The organism is Psychrobacter sp. DWR1-2-3 (assembly GCF_049896465.1).
In the GTDB taxonomy this organism is placed as follows: domain Bacteria; phylum Pseudomonadota; class Gammaproteobacteria; order Pseudomonadales; family Moraxellaceae; genus Psychrobacter; species Psychrobacter maritimus.
Genome location: NZ_JAFCUJ010000005.1, coordinates 79,191 through 97,200 on the forward strand (window position 1 = coordinate 79,191; position 18,010 = coordinate 97,200).

The following is an 18,010-nucleotide window of genomic DNA, read 5'->3' on the forward strand; positions in this document are numbered from 1 at the left end:
ATCAGTGTATATACGCTCATAGATAAGCGCGCATTTACTTATGACACCGTCTAAACCTCATTCTTTTTATATCTTCACATACTCATTGCAACAACACTGACACCATCTCACTATTCACTAGGAGATGGTGTGGTGTTATTGGTTTAAGGAAAAAACATGCAACGTTATCCCATGACTCCGCAAGGACATGCGGCTCTAGAAGCCGAATTAAAACAGTTAAAAAGTGTCGACCGTCCACGCATCACCGCTTCTATCGCTGAAGCTCGCGAACACGGCGATTTAAAAGAAAATGCTGAATATCATGCAGCCCGCGAACAACAAGGTTTTTGTGAAGCGCGTATCCGTGATATCGAAGCAAAACTTGGCGGCGCGCAAGTGATTGACCCGACGACTTTACCAAAAGATGGTCGTGTGATATTCGGCGTCAGCGTCGTTATTGAAAATATGGACACCGAAGAAGAAAAACAGTACAAAATCGTTGGTGACGACGAAGCTGATTTTAAAGCTGGTAAAATCTCTGTTAATTCACCTATCGCGCGTGGTTTGATTGGTAAATCTGAAGGCGACGAAGCCCGTATCGAAACGCCAAAAGGTGTGGTCGAATACGAAATCATGAAAGTGATTTACGATTAATCTGATTGGTTTTTATAGTGAGTAAAATAGTAATTTTCTTAAGAAATATATAAAGTAAAGCACACAAAAAGTTATCGTTTATAGGAGAGCAGTTACACAACGCTGCTTTTCTACTCAATTCGTTTTAGCGCATAATTGTTGAGTTGAGATGGCTAAATAATTAGGCGCATGGCACATGCTTAGCTATTCATTAAAATAATGACGGATAAATCAGTAATTCGATAGTTTATGATTTAATCGTTTGATAATACGCTTCGATAAATAGCTTATATTGTTTGGCGGTTTATGACTATTGCTAGTACTGCATTAATACTGCTACCCTCGTTGACCTGCTCTGTAGAGTCAACGAGGGTATTTTTATCTAAGTGTTTGTCATTTTTGTTTTACTTATTATAACTTTAAAGGACTTTATTATGACCACTACTATTCATCGCTCATCAGGTAATATGCAAAAAACAGCGACATTTACTGCAGTATCAGCACTGTTGGCAGGCGCAGTGATGTCTATCGTCACAGCCAATGCCGCGCCTGAGATAGCGGTTAGCTCGTCTGTTGGTAGCACGACGGTGGTTGAGCAATATTCTGATGGTAAAACGGCGGTCATCACCGCAACGCCGAATAGCATCACTATGCAAGATGGCATGCCGTTTGCGGTAACACAAGTGACCAATGTGCCGCGCTATACGGTTCGTCAAGTCGCCAGTAACGGTATTAGCAATACCGTCGTCACCCAAGGCAGTGCCACGGTGACGAGCGTGCCTGTGACCAACCAGATGACCAATCAAACCAGCAGAGTAGATGTCATAGCCGTGCCGACGACTAGCGTGACGGAAGTCTTGCCTGTGACGACGGCTACCCAATTGCCAGTCCTCAATGCGCCAACGACAACCGTAGTGACGAACCAACCTGCAACGACGCAAATCGTATCTACCTCTTTAGACGCTCTGCAACTGACCCCGACTTTTAGTACGCCTGGCGTGGTCAATGCACAAACCAAAGTGATGAAGATATTAAAAAACAAGGACGGTCGTGAAATGGCCGTACCAGCGAATCATATCGCGCCTGGCGACGTCATCGAATATCACACCACTTATACCAATACCACCGCGCAGCCTGTCACTGGTATCAATGCGATGGTGTCATTGCCAAATGGCGTGCAATTGGTATCATTAAACAGTCCATTACCGACGCTTGCGACCACTGGCGGCGATAGCTATCAAACTATTCAACAAGTTGGCAATACTGTAGTCGTTACGGAAAACTATTCTGGACTAAAATGGAACTTGGTTGACCTTCCTGCTAACGCACCGCAAACGGTTGTTATACGTGCGAAGGTTCAGTAAAAATTAGATCTAAAAGTTTAGATTTGAAAGCATTGTTATTTAATAAATCTTAAAATTAATAAAAGGTCTTGCCGGCTAATTTCCTAGTCAGCAAGACCTTTTTGATGAGTGTACCTTATTCCTTAACAACCAACCTTTTGCTATAGTGCTATTAACTCAAAACAAATATCCGGTCATTATTTCCATGTATAAATTTACTCCTCTCTATTCATTGGTTTTTATTATTTATAGCTGTATTTTTAGTTCTATATCTTGGGCTGAGGCTGCCGAACCAAAATTTGACGCTAGCTTTTATATGTCGAAAATTTGTACTGCCTATATGAGTAAAGACGGTCATGAATATTGCGATGATGGTTATATCCTTAAAAGCGAAACGTTAAATAATGGTGAAGTAATAGAAACCGTGCTTATGGATGGCATCGGTGGCTACGGCTGGAACCATACTTCGCTCAAAAGAATCGATAAAGATACTTATCATGTCTATATCGGCTGTGGTAGTCCGTGCGGCACTAATATACTATTTGGTCGTGGGGATAAAAAACAAAATTTTGACCTATACTTTGACTTTGATACAAAAAGTCAGTGTAGTGTTGAGTATAACAATGACCAAAAACTCTGGGTTGCCCGTCATTTTTTCTCCGATAAAGAGGTAGCTTTATCTTCAACTCGTGGCAATAGTGAATCTGCGATTTATCCCAAGTACGATGCTGAGTTCGATAAAAAAGGACGTCTGATTATTAAAAACCACTTCTCAGAGGAAGTGGTTCAAACGTTGCCTAATCCCTGCTCTCATAATTAAAAAAATCTCATAAATAGCACGACAACAGTTGTCGCATGAAATCAATATTTCTTCAATAATTCCAGTGACTTACAAGCCTATTTGCTAAAATAATAACCAATAAATGAATTGGTAATCTTATGGCCACCATCAATTATGAACGGCTACAAGGCAAACTCAATATCTTAGCGGACGCTGCTAAGTATGATGTCTCTTGTTCCTCTTCGGCTGGTACGCGTAAAAATCAAGGCGGTGGCCTCGGTGATGCCTCAGCAACCGGTATTTGCCACAGCTATACTGAAGATGGTCGCTGCGTCAGCCTCCTTAAAATTCTGCTGACCAATCATTGTATTTACGACTGTGCTTATTGTACGTCACGTAAAAGTAATGACACCCCGCGCGCCGCTTTTAGTGTCGAAGAAGTCGTTGATTTAACCATGCAATTTTATCGCCGTAATTATATCGAAGGACTGTTTCTCAGCTCAGGTATTTTTAAAAGTGGTAATTATACGATGGAGCGCTTGGTCGAAGTCGCCAAAATATTACGTACCCGTGAACGCTTTAACGGCTATATCCACCTAAAGACCATCCCCGGCGCGTCAAAAGAATTGTTATTAGAAGCAGGACTCTATGCCGATCGTCTTAGCGTCAATATTGAGATTCCTACTAAGTCTGGTCTGGCTTTATTGGCACCAGAAAAGTCGCATGAGCAATTAAAAGCACCAATGCAAACGGTAAAAGAAGAAATTATCACTATCCGTGAAAGCCGTAAAACCCATAAAAAAGCGCCGAAATTTGTGCCAGCGGGTCAGACCAGTCAAATGATCGTAGGTGCGAGTAACGAGACCGACTTGCAGGTCATTCAGCTATCAAGCCATTTTTATAAACAATATGATCTTAAACGGGTTTACTACTCTGGCTATGTGCCAATGCTGTCCGATAGTCGCCTGCCAGCTATCGGTACACCTGTCCCTATGATACGCGAAAACCGTCTGTATCAAGCCGATTGGCTCATGCGTTTTTATGGTTTTGGCGCGCACGAAATCGTTGAGCCGGACTCGCCATTTCTAGACTTGGATTGCGACCCAAAGCTGGCGTGGGCAATCCGCCACCGTGAGCACTTTCCCGTTAATATTCAAACCGCCACTTACGAGATGATTGTGCGTATTCCCGGGATCGGTACCAAAACCGCTAAAAAGATAGTCAAGGCACGCAAGTTTAATCAGTTGACGCTTTATCACTTGAAGAAAATGGGTGCGGCGGTTAATCGCGCCAAATACTTTATCGCTACAACGGGTAAAAACGAACATCTTGCCCATTTAACACGCGATAATTTCCGTCAATATGTACTGGCACAAACGCAGACGAAGTTTAATGATCAACGCAGTGGGCAGCTGGCTTTATTTTAGTAAAATTATTGATAAAGTTAACTACAATAATGAGATTGTCTTGGGATACATAATGTCGCAATCACTGTTACAGCTTGCCAGAAACCAAAACTATCAGCTAGGTCAATTGACACCCAGTATTGTGCTTTATGAGCCAAGTTTTGAAGGTTGGCTGAGTGCGGTATTTTATGTGTATGCCAATCGCTTACAAGATGATGAATCCTTACAGTTAATTGCTCAAGACTGCTATGTCCCCTCGTTAATCGCTCAGGCAGACAGCGTTACCATTAATGAAGACTATGCCGAACGCGTACTAACAAAACTGCATAAATTATTAGGTCGTTCAGGTATGCGTAATATTCTGTGGGGATTTTTATCAGAAAAAGACCATATCGGCACGACTTTATTTCAGGTGGTTAAATATGCCATCGACTACCCTAGCCGCGCTATTATGGAAGATTTGGGTAACCTGAATGTCTTGGATCTGGTACAAACCGTCAAGTCTGTCGGTAGAGAAAAGCACCGCATGGAAGCCTTTGTGCGCTTTGAGCATACGACTGATGACATTTACTTTGCCCGCGTTGAGCCTGATTTTAATGTGTTACCCTTAATTGGCGAGCATTTTCGGCAGCGCTACCAAGACCAGCATTGGGCGATTTATGATGTGGCGCGCGGCTATGGCATTTATTATGATAAAAGTAAAAGTACGCCGTCGCGCCCTGCTGCCTTGCAAACCATCACTGACCTAGACGATGCCGTACTGCGTAATCCTGCTAGTATCCATAGTCAAGATGAGCAGCGCTATCAAAAGTTTTGGCAAGGTTACTTTACCAACGTCAATATCAAGGAGCGTAAAAATCCGCGGCTGCATAAGCAATATTTGCCGCAGCGCTATTGGAAATATCTCAGTGAGAAGCAAGTGCTGCCAAATGCTGAGCATCTACAAAAACGCCGCTAGTTTATTAAGATTGAGAATAAGGTTAACAGTCATTAAATGATTAATCTTAGCTAAAAAAAGTATAGCAAATCCGACCTTATCTTTTTATCTTGGTGGTTGAGTTTTCGGCACTTTTAACTGACAATAGCAGCTTGATATCTTATTTGGTGACCGACGCTATTATGAAAGTTATGCGCTTACTGTCGTCTTTAAAGCATGATGAATCCGAGCGCGGTATTTTTCATCTTGGACGCGCTTTGGTTAAAAATGAGCATACTTCCATCATTATCTCCAGCGCTGATGAAGAAAATGACTTGGTCAAACGTCTAAAGCGTGACGGCAATATCTACCATCAGCTCTATATGAATAAAAAATCTTGGCTGTCGCTGCTACAAGTTGCCCCGCTGCGCCGCCTGATTGAAAAATACGACCCCGACGTCATTCATGTGCATTCACGCACACCCGCATGGATACTGCATTTGGCACTGCGCCGCGCGCGCGTCAAGCGTCGACCAAAACTGGTCTCGACCATGTATGGCTTTTATCCGATTAATAAATACTCGCAAGCGTTGCTTGATGTCGATACCATCATCACGGTCTCTGATAGCGTCACCAATTATCTAAAAAAAGGCCTGCGCCGTGAAGATCTAGAACCCAAGGTCATTAAGCGTATCTATCGCGGTGTCGATACGCGCCGTTATCCGTATCGGCATAATCCTTCTGTTTATTGGTTGCGGCACACTTTTGCTGAATATCCTGAGCTTGAGCACAAAAAATGGCTGGTCTTTCCGACCATCATTGGCAATGAATATGGGCAAGAATGGCTGATTGATATTCTGGGCAATCTACAAGAACAGTTTCCCAATATTCACGCCATTATTATGGATGAAGATTACCGCGAGGGCGACGTCGCGCATGAAGACTTTCGCCAACGTAGCAATACGTTAGGGCTTTCTGAGCGTATTACCTATGTCGGTAGTAAGCGTAACGACATGCGCGAGTGGCTGTCAGCCGCAAATATCGTCATGGCGCTTGCTAACGAGCCTGAATCTATCGGTATCAATGCCCTGCAAGCGATTCATTTAGGTACGCCAGTCATTGGCTGGGATCAAGCGGCATTTAGCGAAATTTTACAACCCTTATATCCGCAAGGATTGGTGAAAAAATATAATGCCAAAGCGCTCTGTAAAGCGGTGCGTAACCAGCTAGAGAGTGTTACCCGTCCTGAGATGACCAATAAATTCACCATGCGTGAAATGATTGAACAAACGCTACTCGTCTATCAAGGGTTATATGACCAATCGCTTGCAGAAGAACAAGCGCAGGCGGATGCAGCGGCGATTAAAAAAATTAAGAAAGGCCTTAGCAAGGCGTCTAAATCCATTCCTGAATCCCCTTATGTAAAAATCGAACCAGCGGATAAAATCACCAAAGTCAGGCTGCTTAAAGACACTACTAAAACGACCGATGCTAAAGTGCTAGAGGCTAAAACCGCAGACATGAAAGCGACAGATACTAAAGTATTAGAGCCTAAAATTACACAAATAACCAAACCAGCTGATGATTCAAAAGCAACTCAAGACAATACCGAATAGCATGCTTACAAGTCCTCATTTTTAACAAAAAAGCGCTGCTTCTATTTTTAGACGTAGCGCTTTACATGATAATGAATAATTTCTAAAACTCTTTTAAAATACCCAATAACGTTAATTAAGCTCTAACATTAACTTAATAAGTCGTGGGCGTATGCGCACTTACGATACGAGTTACGCCGTCAGTAGGATTGATAAAGGTGTGCGGTTTAATGGTATCAATCACATAACTGTCACCTTCATTCAGCAGATAAGTCGTCTCTTCAATACGAATAAATACCTTGCCTTCAATGACAGTGCCAATCTCTTCACCTTCGTGAGCGATTTTTTCTTCCGTGGAGCTATTTGGCTGATAAGTCTCAATCAAAAACCCAAGATTTTTGGTGGTGCTACAATTATATACCTGCTTTAAAGACACTTTACTGCTTGGCTCGCTCAGCTCTATCAAGTCTTATCAAATCACGCCGTCAATCATTATTAGCTACTTTTGCCTTAGGCGTCGTGGTTTTTATTGATGATTATTTAAACTGTCTAGCCGTATCAACTTCTGTCAAAAAGCTCACTGACGTCTATAACGTCTCGCGTGAGAAACTCGCTTATATTGTCGATTCAACCGCCGCACCTATGTGTATCATCGTTCCTATCTCTACTTGGGCGGTCTATTTTGCCGGTCTATTAGAAGAGAATGGTGTGGCTGGAGACGGTATCGGGCTTTATATCAGTGCCATTCCTTATATGGCTTATGCTTGGTTTGCACTGTTGATTGTATTCTTAGTAGCTTATGGCATTTTGGGTGACTGGGGTCCGATGAAAAAAGCCGAGGCTCGCGCCAAAGCGGGTAATCCTGTCCCTGAAGCATTTGTAGAAGAGCAATTGGTTTCAAACATTCAAGCCAAACGTAAGCTGTCGTTTAAAGCCAATATCATGAACTTTGCTTTTCCAATGATTTTATTGATTGTTTCAACGGTTTATTTTGAAATTGATTTATTACGTGGCGCATTACTGACTTGCTTTATTACGGTTGTGGTGTATTGGATACAAGGTATTTTAAGCTTTGAGACTCAAGTTGAGGCTATCACGCCATATATGACGATTGTCATCTTCCCTGCTGTTATCTTTGCGGTCATGGCATTCCTAACTTTTGCCACCTCATCAAGCTGGGGAATATATGTCCTTGCCATGCCAATTGTATTCCCAATATCGTTAGCACTTGGTGTCAGCACGCCACTGATGATTGGGGCTTTATTGTCAGCTTCTTCATTTGGTAGTCATGCCTGTTTCTTTAGTGACTCATCGTTATTGGCTGCCCAAGGCGCTGGTTGCTCTCCGATGCAACATGCCTTTACTCAGTTCCCCTATGCCATGCTCGGCGCGGGTTTATCCGTCGTGACGTTCTTAGGCTTGGGTTATATGATGGCTTAATTTGGACTATTACAAGCATTCCAATGAGCGCTATCTATGGATAAATACTTTATCAATTATTACCCATAGATAGTCCTCTCAGAAGACCGCCCACCTCTCTCAATAACTAAAAGGAATTAGATAATGAGAACTGTCACCGTTGCGACAACCCAAATGGCGTGCGGTTGGGATAAACAGCAAAATATCGATACCGCCACTGAATTAGTGACCAAGGCTGCAAAAGCGGGTGCTAATATTGTCTTGCTACAAGAGCTGTTTGAAACCCCTTACTTCTGCCAAGTTCATGATTTTGATTACTTTAAAATGGCGACTTCAGTTGCCGACAATGCCGCTATCAACCACTTTAAAGCATTGGCCAAAGAGTTAGACATAGTATTGCCCATCAGCTTTTATGAAAAGTCTGGCAATACGTTTTTTAATAGTGTCACCGTGATTGATGCCGATGGTGAGATACTGGGCACGTATCGTAAAACCCACATTCCAGATGGTATTCCTTATGCAGAAAAGTTTTACTTTACCCCAGGCGACACTGGATTTAAGGTTTGGGATACCAAATATGCCAAAATCGGCGTCGGTATCTGCTGGGATCAGTGGTTTCCTGAGTGCGCGCGTAGCATGGCGCTGATGGGTGCAGAGCTACTGTTTTATCCGACAGCGATTGGCGATGAGCCGACATTGGGCATTAACTCAAAAGGTCACTGGCAGCGCTGTATGCAAGGTCATGCCGCCGCCAACCTTATGCCAGTTATCGCGGCGAATCGTATCGGTACAGAAACCATCAGTCAAAATGGCAATGACAGCACGCTAGAATTCTACGGTAGCTCGTTTATCACCGATGGTCGCGGCGAGATTATCCAAGAAGCATCGAAGGATAAAAAAGAAGTTCTTACTGCTACTTTTGATTTAGATGAACTGGCTATCGCGCGCCGCCAATGGGGCGTATTCCGTGATCGCCGTCCATCAATGTATGGCACGTTACTGACTCATGGCTAAATGATAAGCGATGCCTAAATGAAGCCTTTGTAGCACTTGAAATAGACTTTCTTTAGCATCAGGTTATGGATGTACGCATAAGACAAATCGTTTTTGCTGGTAGCAAGACTCATAACGTTACTCAGCAGCAACCAACATTATCTGCTTAAAAAGATAAACTTAAACAGACAAGCACAGAAAGATAAGTATAGATAGATAAGTATAGATAGATAAGTATAGGAATACACACATAGAAAGAAAGGCATAGAAAAAAACATAAACGGATTTTGAATCTAACCCTAAGGAATAATGATGAGCGATTATCAAGTAAACAACCCAGCAACTGGCGAAGTAGAAGGCACCTACCCGACAGCAACTGAGCAAGACATCCAAAACGCTATTGAACAAGCGCACAGCGCTTATCAAGACTGGCGTCAGGTTTCACTCACTGAACGCAGTGCCTTGCTGCATAAAATTGCCGATATTTATCTTGAACGCCAAGATGAGCTGGCTCGTATCGTGGCCAATGAGATGGGCAAACCTGTCGCCCAAGCAAAAGGCGAGATTGGCTTGGTTGCTGAGATTTATCGCTACTACGCAGACAACGCTGAGCAGCTACTAGCACCGCATAGCATCGATGTTGATAGTGGTTCTGCTTCTGTAGAAAAACTCCCTGTAGGTGCTCTATTAGGTATCATGCCGTGGAACTATCCGCATTATCAAGTAGCACGTTTTGCCGCGCCAAACTTTATGGCGGGCAATACCATTATCCTAAAACACGCGCCGCAGTGCCCTAAGACTGCCGAAGCCATCGTTGATATCCTAAAAGAGGCAGGCTTACCTGAGGGCGTCTATAACAATGTGTTTGCCACCAATGAGCAAGCAGCGACCATCATCGAAGACAGCCGCGTACAAGGCGTCTCATTAACAGGCTCTGAGCGCGCAGGTCAGGCGGTTGCTAAAGTTGCAGGCGGCGCGCTGAAGAAAGTAGTGCTAGAGCTTGGTGGTTCAGATGCCTTTATCGTCGCAGCCGATGCCGATATCGAACAAGCTGTGAAAGGCGCAATCGAAGGTCGTTTTGGTAATACAGGGCAAGCTTGTAATGCGGCCAAACGCCTTATCGTCGTTGAATCGGTCTATGATAAATTCGTCGAAGGCTTTACCAATGCCGTACGTAACATGACATTGGCTGATCCGCTTGATGAAGGTACTTTTATCGGTCCAATGTCTTCAAAAGCGGCGGCAGTTAATTTACAAGAGCAGCTAGACAGTGCCGTTCAAGCCGGCGCAACGGTATTGGTCAAAGGTGGCATGGTCAAAGACAAGCCGGGTGCTTGGTTTGCGCCTGCCGTACTGACAGACGTTGATGAGTCTATGGATGTCTACCGTGAAGAGCTATTTGGTCCTGTCGCAGTCGTCTATAAGGCGCGTGATATTGAGCATGCGATTAAGATAGCCAACGACGTGCCTTTCGGCCTTGGGGCTTCCATCCAAACGCAAGATGCTGCCCTAGCTGCTGATATTGCTGACAAACTAGAAGTCGGTATGGTTACTATCAATGCTCCTTCTGGTAGTGAAGCAAACACGCCATTTGGCGGTGTCAAACGCTCAGGATTTGGCCGCGAACTTGGTACGCTTGGTATCACTGAGTTTTTAAATTATAAATTGATTCGTGATAAATCCTAATCGATTGATTGATTGATTTTGAGAATAATAAAAAGCCTAACATTCACTGTTAGGCTTTTTTTGCAGCGGAATTTTATTACTATAATCAGTTTAAAATAAAAGCTATTTCTTTGGATTATCCTTTAACCATAGCTGATTGACAATTTTTAATTCGCGTAGCTCTTCTGCCATAATTGCTTCACTGATACCAGGATATTTTATCCTTGCATAGCTATATAACACGATACCTAAGACGGTCCAGCCAAAGAAAATCCACCATTCAACAGCGGTCAACGCAGATGGCATACCTGGCATATAGAGCATCAATAAACCAAAACTTAGCACAATCGTCAGCATACCGACCAGTTTGCCTGCTGGTATTCTAAACGGACGAACCATATCAGGCTCACGGTAGCGCAGTACTAAGAATGAGATAGCCACGCAGGTGTAAGCGATAACGATACCAAAACCACCGGCATCGACAATCCAAACCAACATTTTGCGACCAAATAACGGCGCAAGCGTCGCCAAACCGCCAATTAATAAAATGGCATTTGATGGCGTTTTATATTTTGGATGCAATTTACCTAAAAAGGCTGGCAACATATGTGCTCTGGACATCGCATACAGCAGACGACTGCCGCCGATTAAAAAGGCGTTCCAGCTCGATAAAATACCAAGCACACCGCCAATCACTAACAAAATACCCGCCCATTTGCCTTGCCATGCATTGGTCATGGCATCAGCCGTGGCGAGGGTTGAGCTCTCTGCTTGTACCAGTGGTAAAGTCGTGCCCACACTCCACGCAATACCCACATACCACATCACCGCAACGATAATCGAGATAATCAAAAATTTACCGATATTGGGCCGCGTTAAATCAATCTCTTCTGCTGCCTGCGGGATAACGTCAAAGCCAACAAACATAAACGGCACCATAACAATAACCGCCATTATACCGCCGATACCACCAATGAATGCTGGCGCTTGTACTGAGTTTGAGCTTTCAGGATTAAACAGTACCGCCCCGATAAACAATAACGTCCCGACGAATAAAATGCCTAATACGGCCGTTTTTTGGAACCAAGCACTGACTTCCATACCGCGGATATTGAGCCACGTTACAATAACGGAGCCCAGCATACCGACGCCGACCCAAGTGGCATAGACATCCCAGCCAGCGATGGTCCAGAGGTAACCTTGGTTATAATTGGGGATAAAATATTCTACGACTGTCGGGAGTGCGACCGCCTCAAACGCGACCACTGAGAAGTAACCAAATAGAATACTCCATGAGCAGATAAAGGAGACATTGACCCCTAATGCGCGATGGGTATAAGTGTGCTCACCGCCGGTGACTGGCATCGATGCGGCAAGCTCAGCATAAGTCACCCCAATCAATATCACTGCCAGTCCGCCTATCAAGAATGCCAGCATGGCACCCCACGTACCAGCAGACAAAATCCAACCGCCCGCTAAGACGACCCAGCCCCAACCGACCATCGCCCCAAATGCCAACGCGATAACGTCTAGCGTCCCTAAAGATTTTTTTAATTCAGACATAATCTACTCCTTGTCCGTGTTTAATCCATGTGAATCTTTTGCTCATTACACCTAGAGTGACATGTATTTTATATAACAGGATTTATGTAACAGGGCATCGCCCCTCATATTTATCTTTCCATACTTCTCGACTGAGAAGCTTGATAATGTTTTTATATATTGATAGCAGAGACAACAACGGCGTCTTGACTTGCAAGGCGCCGTTGTAAAACCACCGCTCAAAGCAGAACTGTCATCATCCAAACCTTAAGCATCCATTATTGTTAAATCTTAACGCCTTTAAGCAGTCAAAATACCTTTGATAATATCAAGGCCTTCTTGGAGCACTTCATCTTCAACCGTTAGTGGCACCATCACGCGAATGGCGTTACCGAACATGCCACAAGAGGCTAATAACAGACCTTGCTCAAATGCTTTGGCTTTTAAATTGGCCGTTGCTTCAACATCAGGCTTGCCATCACTGTCGATTAACTCAAACGCTAACATCGCGCCTTTATGACGAATATGACCGATGCTGCTTAAGTTTAAACCCTTTAAGAAAGCTTCGATTTTATCGCCAATCTCAACACTACGCTCAAGCAGGTTTTCTTCTTCGATGACTTCCATGACTGCTAAAGCTGCCACACAAGCCAGTGGGTTACCAGAATAAGTACCACCCAAACCGCCTACTTGCGGCGCATCCATAATATCAGCGCGGCCGATAACGGCAGAGATAGGATAACCACCCGCCAAGCTCTTGGCACTGGTCATTAGGTCCGGCTCAACGCCCAACTGCTCACTGGCGAACAAGGTACCGGTACGGGCAAAACCACACTGTACTTCATCAAAAATCAGCACAATGCCATGCTCATCGCAAATCTCGCGCAAGGCTTTGGCAAACGATGGCGTCACTTGATGGAAACCACCCTCGCCCTGTACTGGCTCGATAATCATCGCCGCCACTTCACTTGGGTCGATATCCGCTTGGAAAATCATCTCAAGGCTATGCAATGCTTGTGCTTCAGTGACATTTAGCTCTTCAGCTGGGAATAGCGCATGAAAGACTGGGCCTGGCATCGGACCAAAGTTCTTTTTATATGGCAATACTTTACCCGTTAGACTCATGCACATCAGCGTGCGACCATGCCAACCGCCAACGAAAGAGACGACACCCGGACGACCGGTTTTTGCACGAGCAATCTTGATACAGTTTTCAACGGCTTCTGCGCCAGTGGTCAAAAAGAATGCCTTTGTCTGACCGCTGATAGGGGCTTTTTGGCAAAGCTTTTCAGCAAGCTCAACATAGCATTCATAGTTAATCATTTGCGCGGCAGTATGGGTAAATTTGTCTAGCTGCTCATGCACACGCTGCGTGATTTTTGGATGGCTGTGACCGGTATTCAATACTGAGATACCGCCGACGAAGTCGATATAACGATTGCCTTCAATATCCCAAACTTCCGAGTTTTTTGCTTTTTCGGCAAAGACAGGAAAGGCAACGCCAAGTCCTGTTGGCAAAACCGCTTTACGGCGCTCAAGTAATGATTGATTGGTAGTAGTCATAAGAATATCCTTTTCTTTCTTCTTTACGTAAATGCCAGTGATGTGATGGCGGTTTATAAAATAAGGTTTAGCAATATTGGGGATTCCTGCTGCTGAATCCCGTTAAATACTGAGTGAAAATTAAACGGTTAAAACATAAAATAGCTAACTATTAGCTCCAGCTATTAACTAACATCAGAGCACCAGTATTTGGTCACAACATATTCTTCGATGCCGTATTTTGAGCCTTCGCGGCCAAAGCCCGACTGCTTAACGCCGCCAAATGGTGCGACTTCGGTAGAAATTAGACCGGTATTATGACCGATGATGCCGTACTCTAAACCTTCGGTAACGCGCCATGAGCGTGCATAACTACCACTGTAGAAGTAAGCAGCCAAACCATAAATAGTATCGTTAGCTTGACGAATGACGTCGGCTTCATCTTTAAAGGTAAAGATAGTGGCGATAGGGCCAAAGATTTCTTCGTGGGCGATATCCATGTCACTGCTGATATCGGTAATCACCGTTGGATTATAAGTCAGCTCTGATGCGCCATTGGTGCTGCCGCCCGTGATAAGGGTTGCGCCTTTATCTAACGCGTCTTTTAGCAGTGCTTGCACTTTTTCCAAGGCTTTTTTATTAATCAACGGACCGATATCGACGCCTTCGTCCATGCCATTACCGACATTAAGCTCAGCGACTTTTTTCACAAATACGTCTAGGAATTTGTCTTTGATACTGTCCTGCACGTAGACGCGGTTGGCGCAAACACAAGTTTGACCGGCGTTACGATATTTAGAGGCGATTAATCCTTCAGCGGCTTTTTCAAGATCAGCATCATCAAAGACGATAAATGGCGCATTGCCACCGAGCTCTAATGACAGTTTTTTGATGGTTGGCGCGCATTGAGCCATCAAGGTACGACCGACTTCGGTAGAGCCGGTAAATGATAGTTTGTGAATGCGTGCATCGCCAGTTAGGATATCGCCGATGGTTGATGATTTGCCTGTGACGACTTGGATAACGCCTGCAGGAATACCCGCTTGCTCAGCCAAGGCAGCCAGTGCCAAGGCAGAAAATGGCGTTTCGGTTGCAGGTTTGATAATCATGGTACAGCCTGCTGCTAGGGCAGGGGCTGCTTTACGGGTAATCATCGCTGCTGGGAAGTTCCAAGGCGTGATAGCCGCGCAAACACCCACAGGCTGTTTTAGGATGACATGGCGCAGCTGTGCTTGATTGGCAGGGATAACATCGCCGTATACACGCTTGCCTTCTTCAGCAAACCAGCGGATAAAACTATTGGCATAGCCAACTTCCCCGCGTGACTCGGTTAAAGGCTTGCCTTGCTCGGCGGTCATAATGATGGCCAAATCTTCTTTGTTGGCATCGATAAGGTCGGCCCACTTTTGTAGTAGCTCAGCGCGCTCTTTTGGGGTTTTGGCCGCCCACGTGATTTGCGCTTCATGAGAAGCCGCAACCGCATCATTGACATCGTCGGTCGTCAGGCTTGGCACGCTACCGATAATCTCGCTGTTAAAAGGATTGCTGACGTCAATAGTGGCGTCATCACTAGCACCATGCCAGCCATCTTTGATGAAGCATTGCTGTTTGAGTAGGTCTGGGTTTGATAGCGGTAGCGTATGTGGCAGTTGTGACATGTTGACACTCCTTGTCAATGTTATTTTGCAGATAGGGTTTGCAAATTTATAGCGATAAAAAACTAACAATAAATAAAAGGTTATAACTTAAATAATTATTGATAACTTGTTATTTGTTCAATATACTGAACATCTATTCTATATATGAGACATCATTATAAGAATGATGGACGCATATTTGCAACCCCTATTATCAACTTTGTGATGATTTATCGCTTTATTTTGATGTTTTTTTAATTTTACCGACTTTTATAGGTTCCTTATGAGCACCACTGCCGTTCCTGCTTTGGACAAGACTTTTCAGATTTTAGATTTGATTACCGATAGCACCCAGCCTTTAACAGCGGCTCATATTGCCAAAGAGCTTAACCTGCCGCGTAGCTCGACCCACAATATTTTGCAAACCCTCCTGACTAAGCATGTGATCTATAAAGACAGCGACAGCCGCTTTCATTTGGGTTCGTATTTGATGTATTGGGCGGGTAAGTATGAGCAGCAGCAAGGTGTCATTCAGCTATTTAAAGACCTTATTGTCCAGTATCCTACCCTGCTTCAACATACGGTGACTTTGTCCAAACTCGATTTTGGTGAAGTGGTATTTTTAGCTTGCCATGAAGCGCCTGCTCCGCTTGGCTTTACTTTCCGCGCTGGTGTTCGCGTACCAGCAGTATTTTCTGCTACTGGTAAAGCCATGCTTTCCACCTTTTCTATGGACAGCATAAAGTCCATCTATGCCAGCGGTTTCCCTACGCCTATTACCCAGCATGGTGTCGATAACTTTAATGACTTGTCCACTGAGCTGACGGCTATTCAAAACAGTCGCATCTCCCTTGACGATGGACAACTGCGCGAGGGCATGTATTGCTTAGGCACTTATATTCGCAATGCCTCAGGCAACGCGGTAGCAGGTATGGCTGTCAGCTTTTTACAAGCAGAGTATGAGTCCAAGCGAGCTGAGGTCAGTGCGGTACTGATTGAATTGGCAGAGCAAATTGAGCAGCGTTTGGGTTTTAAGGCCGAGTATTTAAAACTGAGATAGCAATAAATATTATTAAACGTCCGCTACTGATATCTATGATTTAAAAATAAGCTTAAACAATCCCATCGGCTTTCAGCTTGGCTATCATGTCGCTGTCATAGCCCAAATCAGCAAGCGTACTATCGGTATGCTCGCTCAATTGCGGTGGCGGCGTACGATAAGTAACTGGTGAGGCGGATAATTTAATCGGATTCCCAAGGGCACGAACAGGGCTGCCTTGTCTGGCAAAATCAACCACCATCTCACGTGCCAGCGCTTGCGGCATGTCCAATGCCTCAGAGATATTATGAATCGCGCCACAAGGAATACCTGCTTTATCTAACACCTCTAACCAATAGCTGCGAGGTTGCTCGGCAAACTTCTTAGCTAACTCATCACAAAGTAGCTCACGATTGGCAACCCGGGTAGGATTGGTCGCAAAACGGCTGTCGCTATGCCAATCAACGCCCAACACAGTGCAAAGCTTGGCAAACTGACTGTCATTACCACAGGCTAAGATAAAGTGCGCGTCACCCTGCCCTGCAAACACTTGATAAGGCACGATATTAGGATGCTGATTGCCGAGTCTTGGCGGGACTTTGTCGGATGCCAAATAATTCATACCGACGTTGGCGAGCATCGCAAGCGCGCTATCAAGCAATGCCACATCGACATGCTGCCCAAGTCCCGTATTTTGACGCGCTAATAAGGCCGCTTGAATACCGATGGTCAGCTGCAATCCGGCGAATAAATCGACGACTGCCACGCCTACCTTATGCGGTTCGCCATCGCTTGGACCAGTAATACTCATCAGTCCTGACAAGCCTTGAATAATATAGTCATAACCGGGGCGCTTGGCGTCTGGACCTGTCTGACCAAAACCCGTTAATGACGCATAAATAAGGCGCGGATTGTCTTGTTTTAGACTGTCATAATCTAAGCCGTATTTCTTTAAACCACCCACTTTAAAGTTTTCAACGACGATATCGCTATCGGCAACAAGCTGCTTGATAATGGTTTGTCCGGCAGGCGTGGTGATATCGACGGTGAGAGATTTTTTATTGCGGTTAATAGTGGCGTAATAAGCGGAGGTATCATCACTGAATTTTGGCGGCGCCCAATGACGCGTTTCATCACCAATATGTGGACGCTCAACCTTGATGACTTCAGCGCCCAAATCTGCAAGCACTTGAGTACAAGAAGGACCGGCCAACACTCTCGACAAGTCGAGCACCTTGATACCGTGTAATGCACCATTTGCCATATCAGTCATAATCTTCCCTTATTATGTAACTTATTCTTTGATAAAAATTTGATAAAAAATTGCCATGTATCATTTAGCTTTTACTGTCTTTTCTTCAATGCCTGAATACCTTTTAAGAATAGACACTGCTAAATAAATGATGCATAACAACGATGGATGAAAACAATGTATAAGAACTATGCATAGGAACTATGCATAAGAACAGTGCTTAAAAAATGCTTAAAAACTCAGAAACGTACGTTCCTGTTTATAACAG

General features: G+C 44.3%; 15 protein-coding genes. 10 read left to right on the forward strand and 5 right to left on the reverse strand.

Annotated elements, in window-relative coordinates:
- The first annotated feature begins 156 nt into the window (after positions 1–156).
- The 6 genes from greA to ACP7AA_RS09910 all read left to right on the forward strand — a co-directional run bounded on the left by greA (position 157) and on the right by ACP7AA_RS09910 (position 6,674).
- The gene (greA, locus tag ACP7AA_RS09885; RefSeq protein WP_079691347.1) at positions 157–633 is read left to right on the forward strand and encodes a transcription elongation factor GreA; all 477 of its coding nucleotides are present in this window, start codon (positions 157–159) and stop codon (positions 631–633) included.
- Between the two features lie 413 nt (positions 634–1,046).
- Positions 1,047–1,976 (forward strand): hypothetical protein, encoded by a 930-nt coding sequence (locus tag ACP7AA_RS09890; RefSeq protein ID WP_426223458.1) that lies wholly within the window; start codon positions 1,047–1,049, stop codon positions 1,974–1,976.
- Positions 1,977–2,160: 184 nt separating this feature from the next.
- Positions 2,161–2,775: a hypothetical protein gene (locus ACP7AA_RS09895; protein ID WP_426223459.1), complete on the forward strand. Its 615-nt coding sequence runs from the start codon at positions 2,161–2,163 to the stop codon at positions 2,773–2,775.
- 119 nt (positions 2,776–2,894) lie between these two features.
- Complete coding sequence (locus ACP7AA_RS09900) at positions 2,895–4,163, forward strand: putative DNA modification/repair radical SAM protein (RefSeq protein WP_426223460.1); 1,269 nt, start codon at positions 2,895–2,897, stop codon at positions 4,161–4,163.
- 52 nt (positions 4,164–4,215) lie between these two features.
- The gene (locus ACP7AA_RS09905; protein ID WP_426223461.1) at positions 4,216–5,100 is read left to right on the forward strand and encodes a TIGR03915 family putative DNA repair protein; all 885 of its coding nucleotides are present in this window, start codon (positions 4,216–4,218) and stop codon (positions 5,098–5,100) included.
- Between the two features lie 161 nt (positions 5,101–5,261).
- The gene (locus ACP7AA_RS09910) at positions 5,262–6,674 is read left to right on the forward strand and encodes a glycosyltransferase (protein WP_426223462.1); all 1,413 of its coding nucleotides are present in this window, start codon (positions 5,262–5,264) and stop codon (positions 6,672–6,674) included.
- A gap of 133 nt (positions 6,675–6,807) precedes the next feature.
- Here ACP7AA_RS09910 and ACP7AA_RS09915 read toward each other — a convergent pair whose 3' ends face one another.
- Positions 6,808–7,089 carry a cupin domain-containing protein gene (locus tag ACP7AA_RS09915; RefSeq protein WP_426223463.1) on the reverse strand — a complete coding sequence of 94 codons (282 nt, stop codon included), beginning with the start codon at positions 7,087–7,089 and terminating at the stop codon, positions 6,808–6,810.
- A gap of 8 nt (positions 7,090–7,097) precedes the next feature.
- On the opposite strand from ACP7AA_RS09915, the gene ACP7AA_RS09920 reads away from it, so the two are divergent.
- The 3 genes from ACP7AA_RS09920 (at position 7,098) to ACP7AA_RS09930 (ending at position 10,751) form a co-directional block, all read left to right on the forward strand.
- Entirely contained in the window at positions 7,098–8,093 is a 996-nt protein-coding gene (locus ACP7AA_RS09920; protein ID WP_426223464.1) for a Na+/H+ antiporter NhaC family protein, read from the forward strand.
- Positions 8,094–8,216: 123 nt separating this feature from the next.
- Positions 8,217–9,086, forward strand: coding sequence for an N-carbamoylputrescine amidase (aguB, locus tag ACP7AA_RS09925; RefSeq protein ID WP_426223465.1), 870 nt, complete (start codon positions 8,217–8,219; stop codon positions 9,084–9,086).
- A 291-nt stretch (positions 9,087–9,377) separates the two neighbouring features.
- Positions 9,378–10,751, forward strand: coding sequence for an NAD-dependent succinate-semialdehyde dehydrogenase (locus tag ACP7AA_RS09930; RefSeq protein WP_281490076.1), 1,374 nt, complete (start codon positions 9,378–9,380; stop codon positions 10,749–10,751).
- Between the two features lie 102 nt (positions 10,752–10,853).
- Here ACP7AA_RS09930 and ACP7AA_RS09935 read toward each other — a convergent pair whose 3' ends face one another.
- The 3 genes from ACP7AA_RS09935 to ACP7AA_RS09945 form a co-directional block, all read right to left on the reverse strand.
- Positions 10,854–12,293 (reverse strand): APC family permease, encoded by a 1,440-nt coding sequence (locus tag ACP7AA_RS09935; protein ID WP_201618743.1) that lies wholly within the window; start codon positions 12,291–12,293, stop codon positions 10,854–10,856.
- Positions 12,294–12,572: 279 nt separating this feature from the next.
- The gene (gene gabT / locus ACP7AA_RS09940; protein WP_426223466.1) at positions 12,573–13,835 is read right to left on the reverse strand and encodes a 4-aminobutyrate--2-oxoglutarate transaminase; all 1,263 of its coding nucleotides are present in this window, start codon (positions 13,833–13,835) and stop codon (positions 12,573–12,575) included.
- A 164-nt stretch (positions 13,836–13,999) separates the two neighbouring features.
- Complete coding sequence (locus ACP7AA_RS09945) at positions 14,000–15,472, reverse strand: NAD-dependent succinate-semialdehyde dehydrogenase (RefSeq protein ID WP_298871671.1); 1,473 nt, start codon at positions 15,470–15,472, stop codon at positions 14,000–14,002.
- A 262-nt stretch (positions 15,473–15,734) separates the two neighbouring features.
- Here ACP7AA_RS09945 and ACP7AA_RS09950 point away from each other — a divergent pair, with 262 nt between their 5' ends.
- The gene (locus tag ACP7AA_RS09950; RefSeq protein WP_426223467.1) at positions 15,735–16,511 is read left to right on the forward strand and encodes an IclR family transcriptional regulator; all 777 of its coding nucleotides are present in this window, start codon (positions 15,735–15,737) and stop codon (positions 16,509–16,511) included.
- Positions 16,512–16,563: 52 nt separating this feature from the next.
- Here the strand turns inward: ACP7AA_RS09950 and ACP7AA_RS09955 are convergent, their stop codons facing one another.
- Complete coding sequence (locus ACP7AA_RS09955; protein ID WP_426223468.1) at positions 16,564–17,763, reverse strand: CaiB/BaiF CoA transferase family protein; 1,200 nt, start codon at positions 17,761–17,763, stop codon at positions 16,564–16,566.
- Between the last annotated feature and the right edge of the window lie 247 nt (positions 17,764–18,010).

Bases quoted from the DNA above. Each gene is read 5' to 3' on its own strand.
- greA (WP_079691347.1), top strand. From the start codon at position 157: ATGCAACGTTATCCCATGACTCCGCAAGGACATGCGGCTCTAGAAGCC.
- ACP7AA_RS09890 (WP_426223458.1), top strand. From the start codon at position 1,047: ATGACCACTACTATTCATCGCTCATCAGGTAATATGCAAAAAACAGCG.
- ACP7AA_RS09895 (WP_426223459.1), top strand. From the start codon at position 2,161: ATGTATAAATTTACTCCTCTCTATTCATTGGTTTTTATTATTTATAGC.
- ACP7AA_RS09900 (WP_426223460.1), top strand. From the start codon at position 2,895: ATGGCCACCATCAATTATGAACGGCTACAAGGCAAACTCAATATCTTA.
- ACP7AA_RS09905 (WP_426223461.1), top strand. From the start codon at position 4,216: ATGTCGCAATCACTGTTACAGCTTGCCAGAAACCAAAACTATCAGCTA.
- ACP7AA_RS09910 (WP_426223462.1), top strand. From the start codon at position 5,262: ATGAAAGTTATGCGCTTACTGTCGTCTTTAAAGCATGATGAATCCGAG.
- aguB (WP_426223465.1), top strand. From the start codon at position 8,217: ATGAGAACTGTCACCGTTGCGACAACCCAAATGGCGTGCGGTTGGGAT.
- ACP7AA_RS09930 (WP_281490076.1), top strand. From the start codon at position 9,378: ATGAGCGATTATCAAGTAAACAACCCAGCAACTGGCGAAGTAGAAGGC.
- ACP7AA_RS09935 (WP_201618743.1), bottom strand. From the start codon at position 12,293: ATGTCTGAATTAAAAAAATCTTTAGGGACGCTAGACGTTATCGCGTTG.
- gabT (WP_426223466.1), bottom strand. From the start codon at position 13,835: ATGACTACTACCAATCAATCATTACTTGAGCGCCGTAAAGCGGTTTTG.
- ACP7AA_RS09945 (WP_298871671.1), bottom strand. From the start codon at position 15,472: ATGTCACAACTGCCACATACGCTACCGCTATCAAACCCAGACCTACTC.
- ACP7AA_RS09950 (WP_426223467.1), top strand. From the start codon at position 15,735: ATGAGCACCACTGCCGTTCCTGCTTTGGACAAGACTTTTCAGATTTTA.
- ACP7AA_RS09955 (WP_426223468.1), bottom strand. From the start codon at position 17,763: ATGACTGATATGGCAAATGGTGCATTACACGGTATCAAGGTGCTCGAC.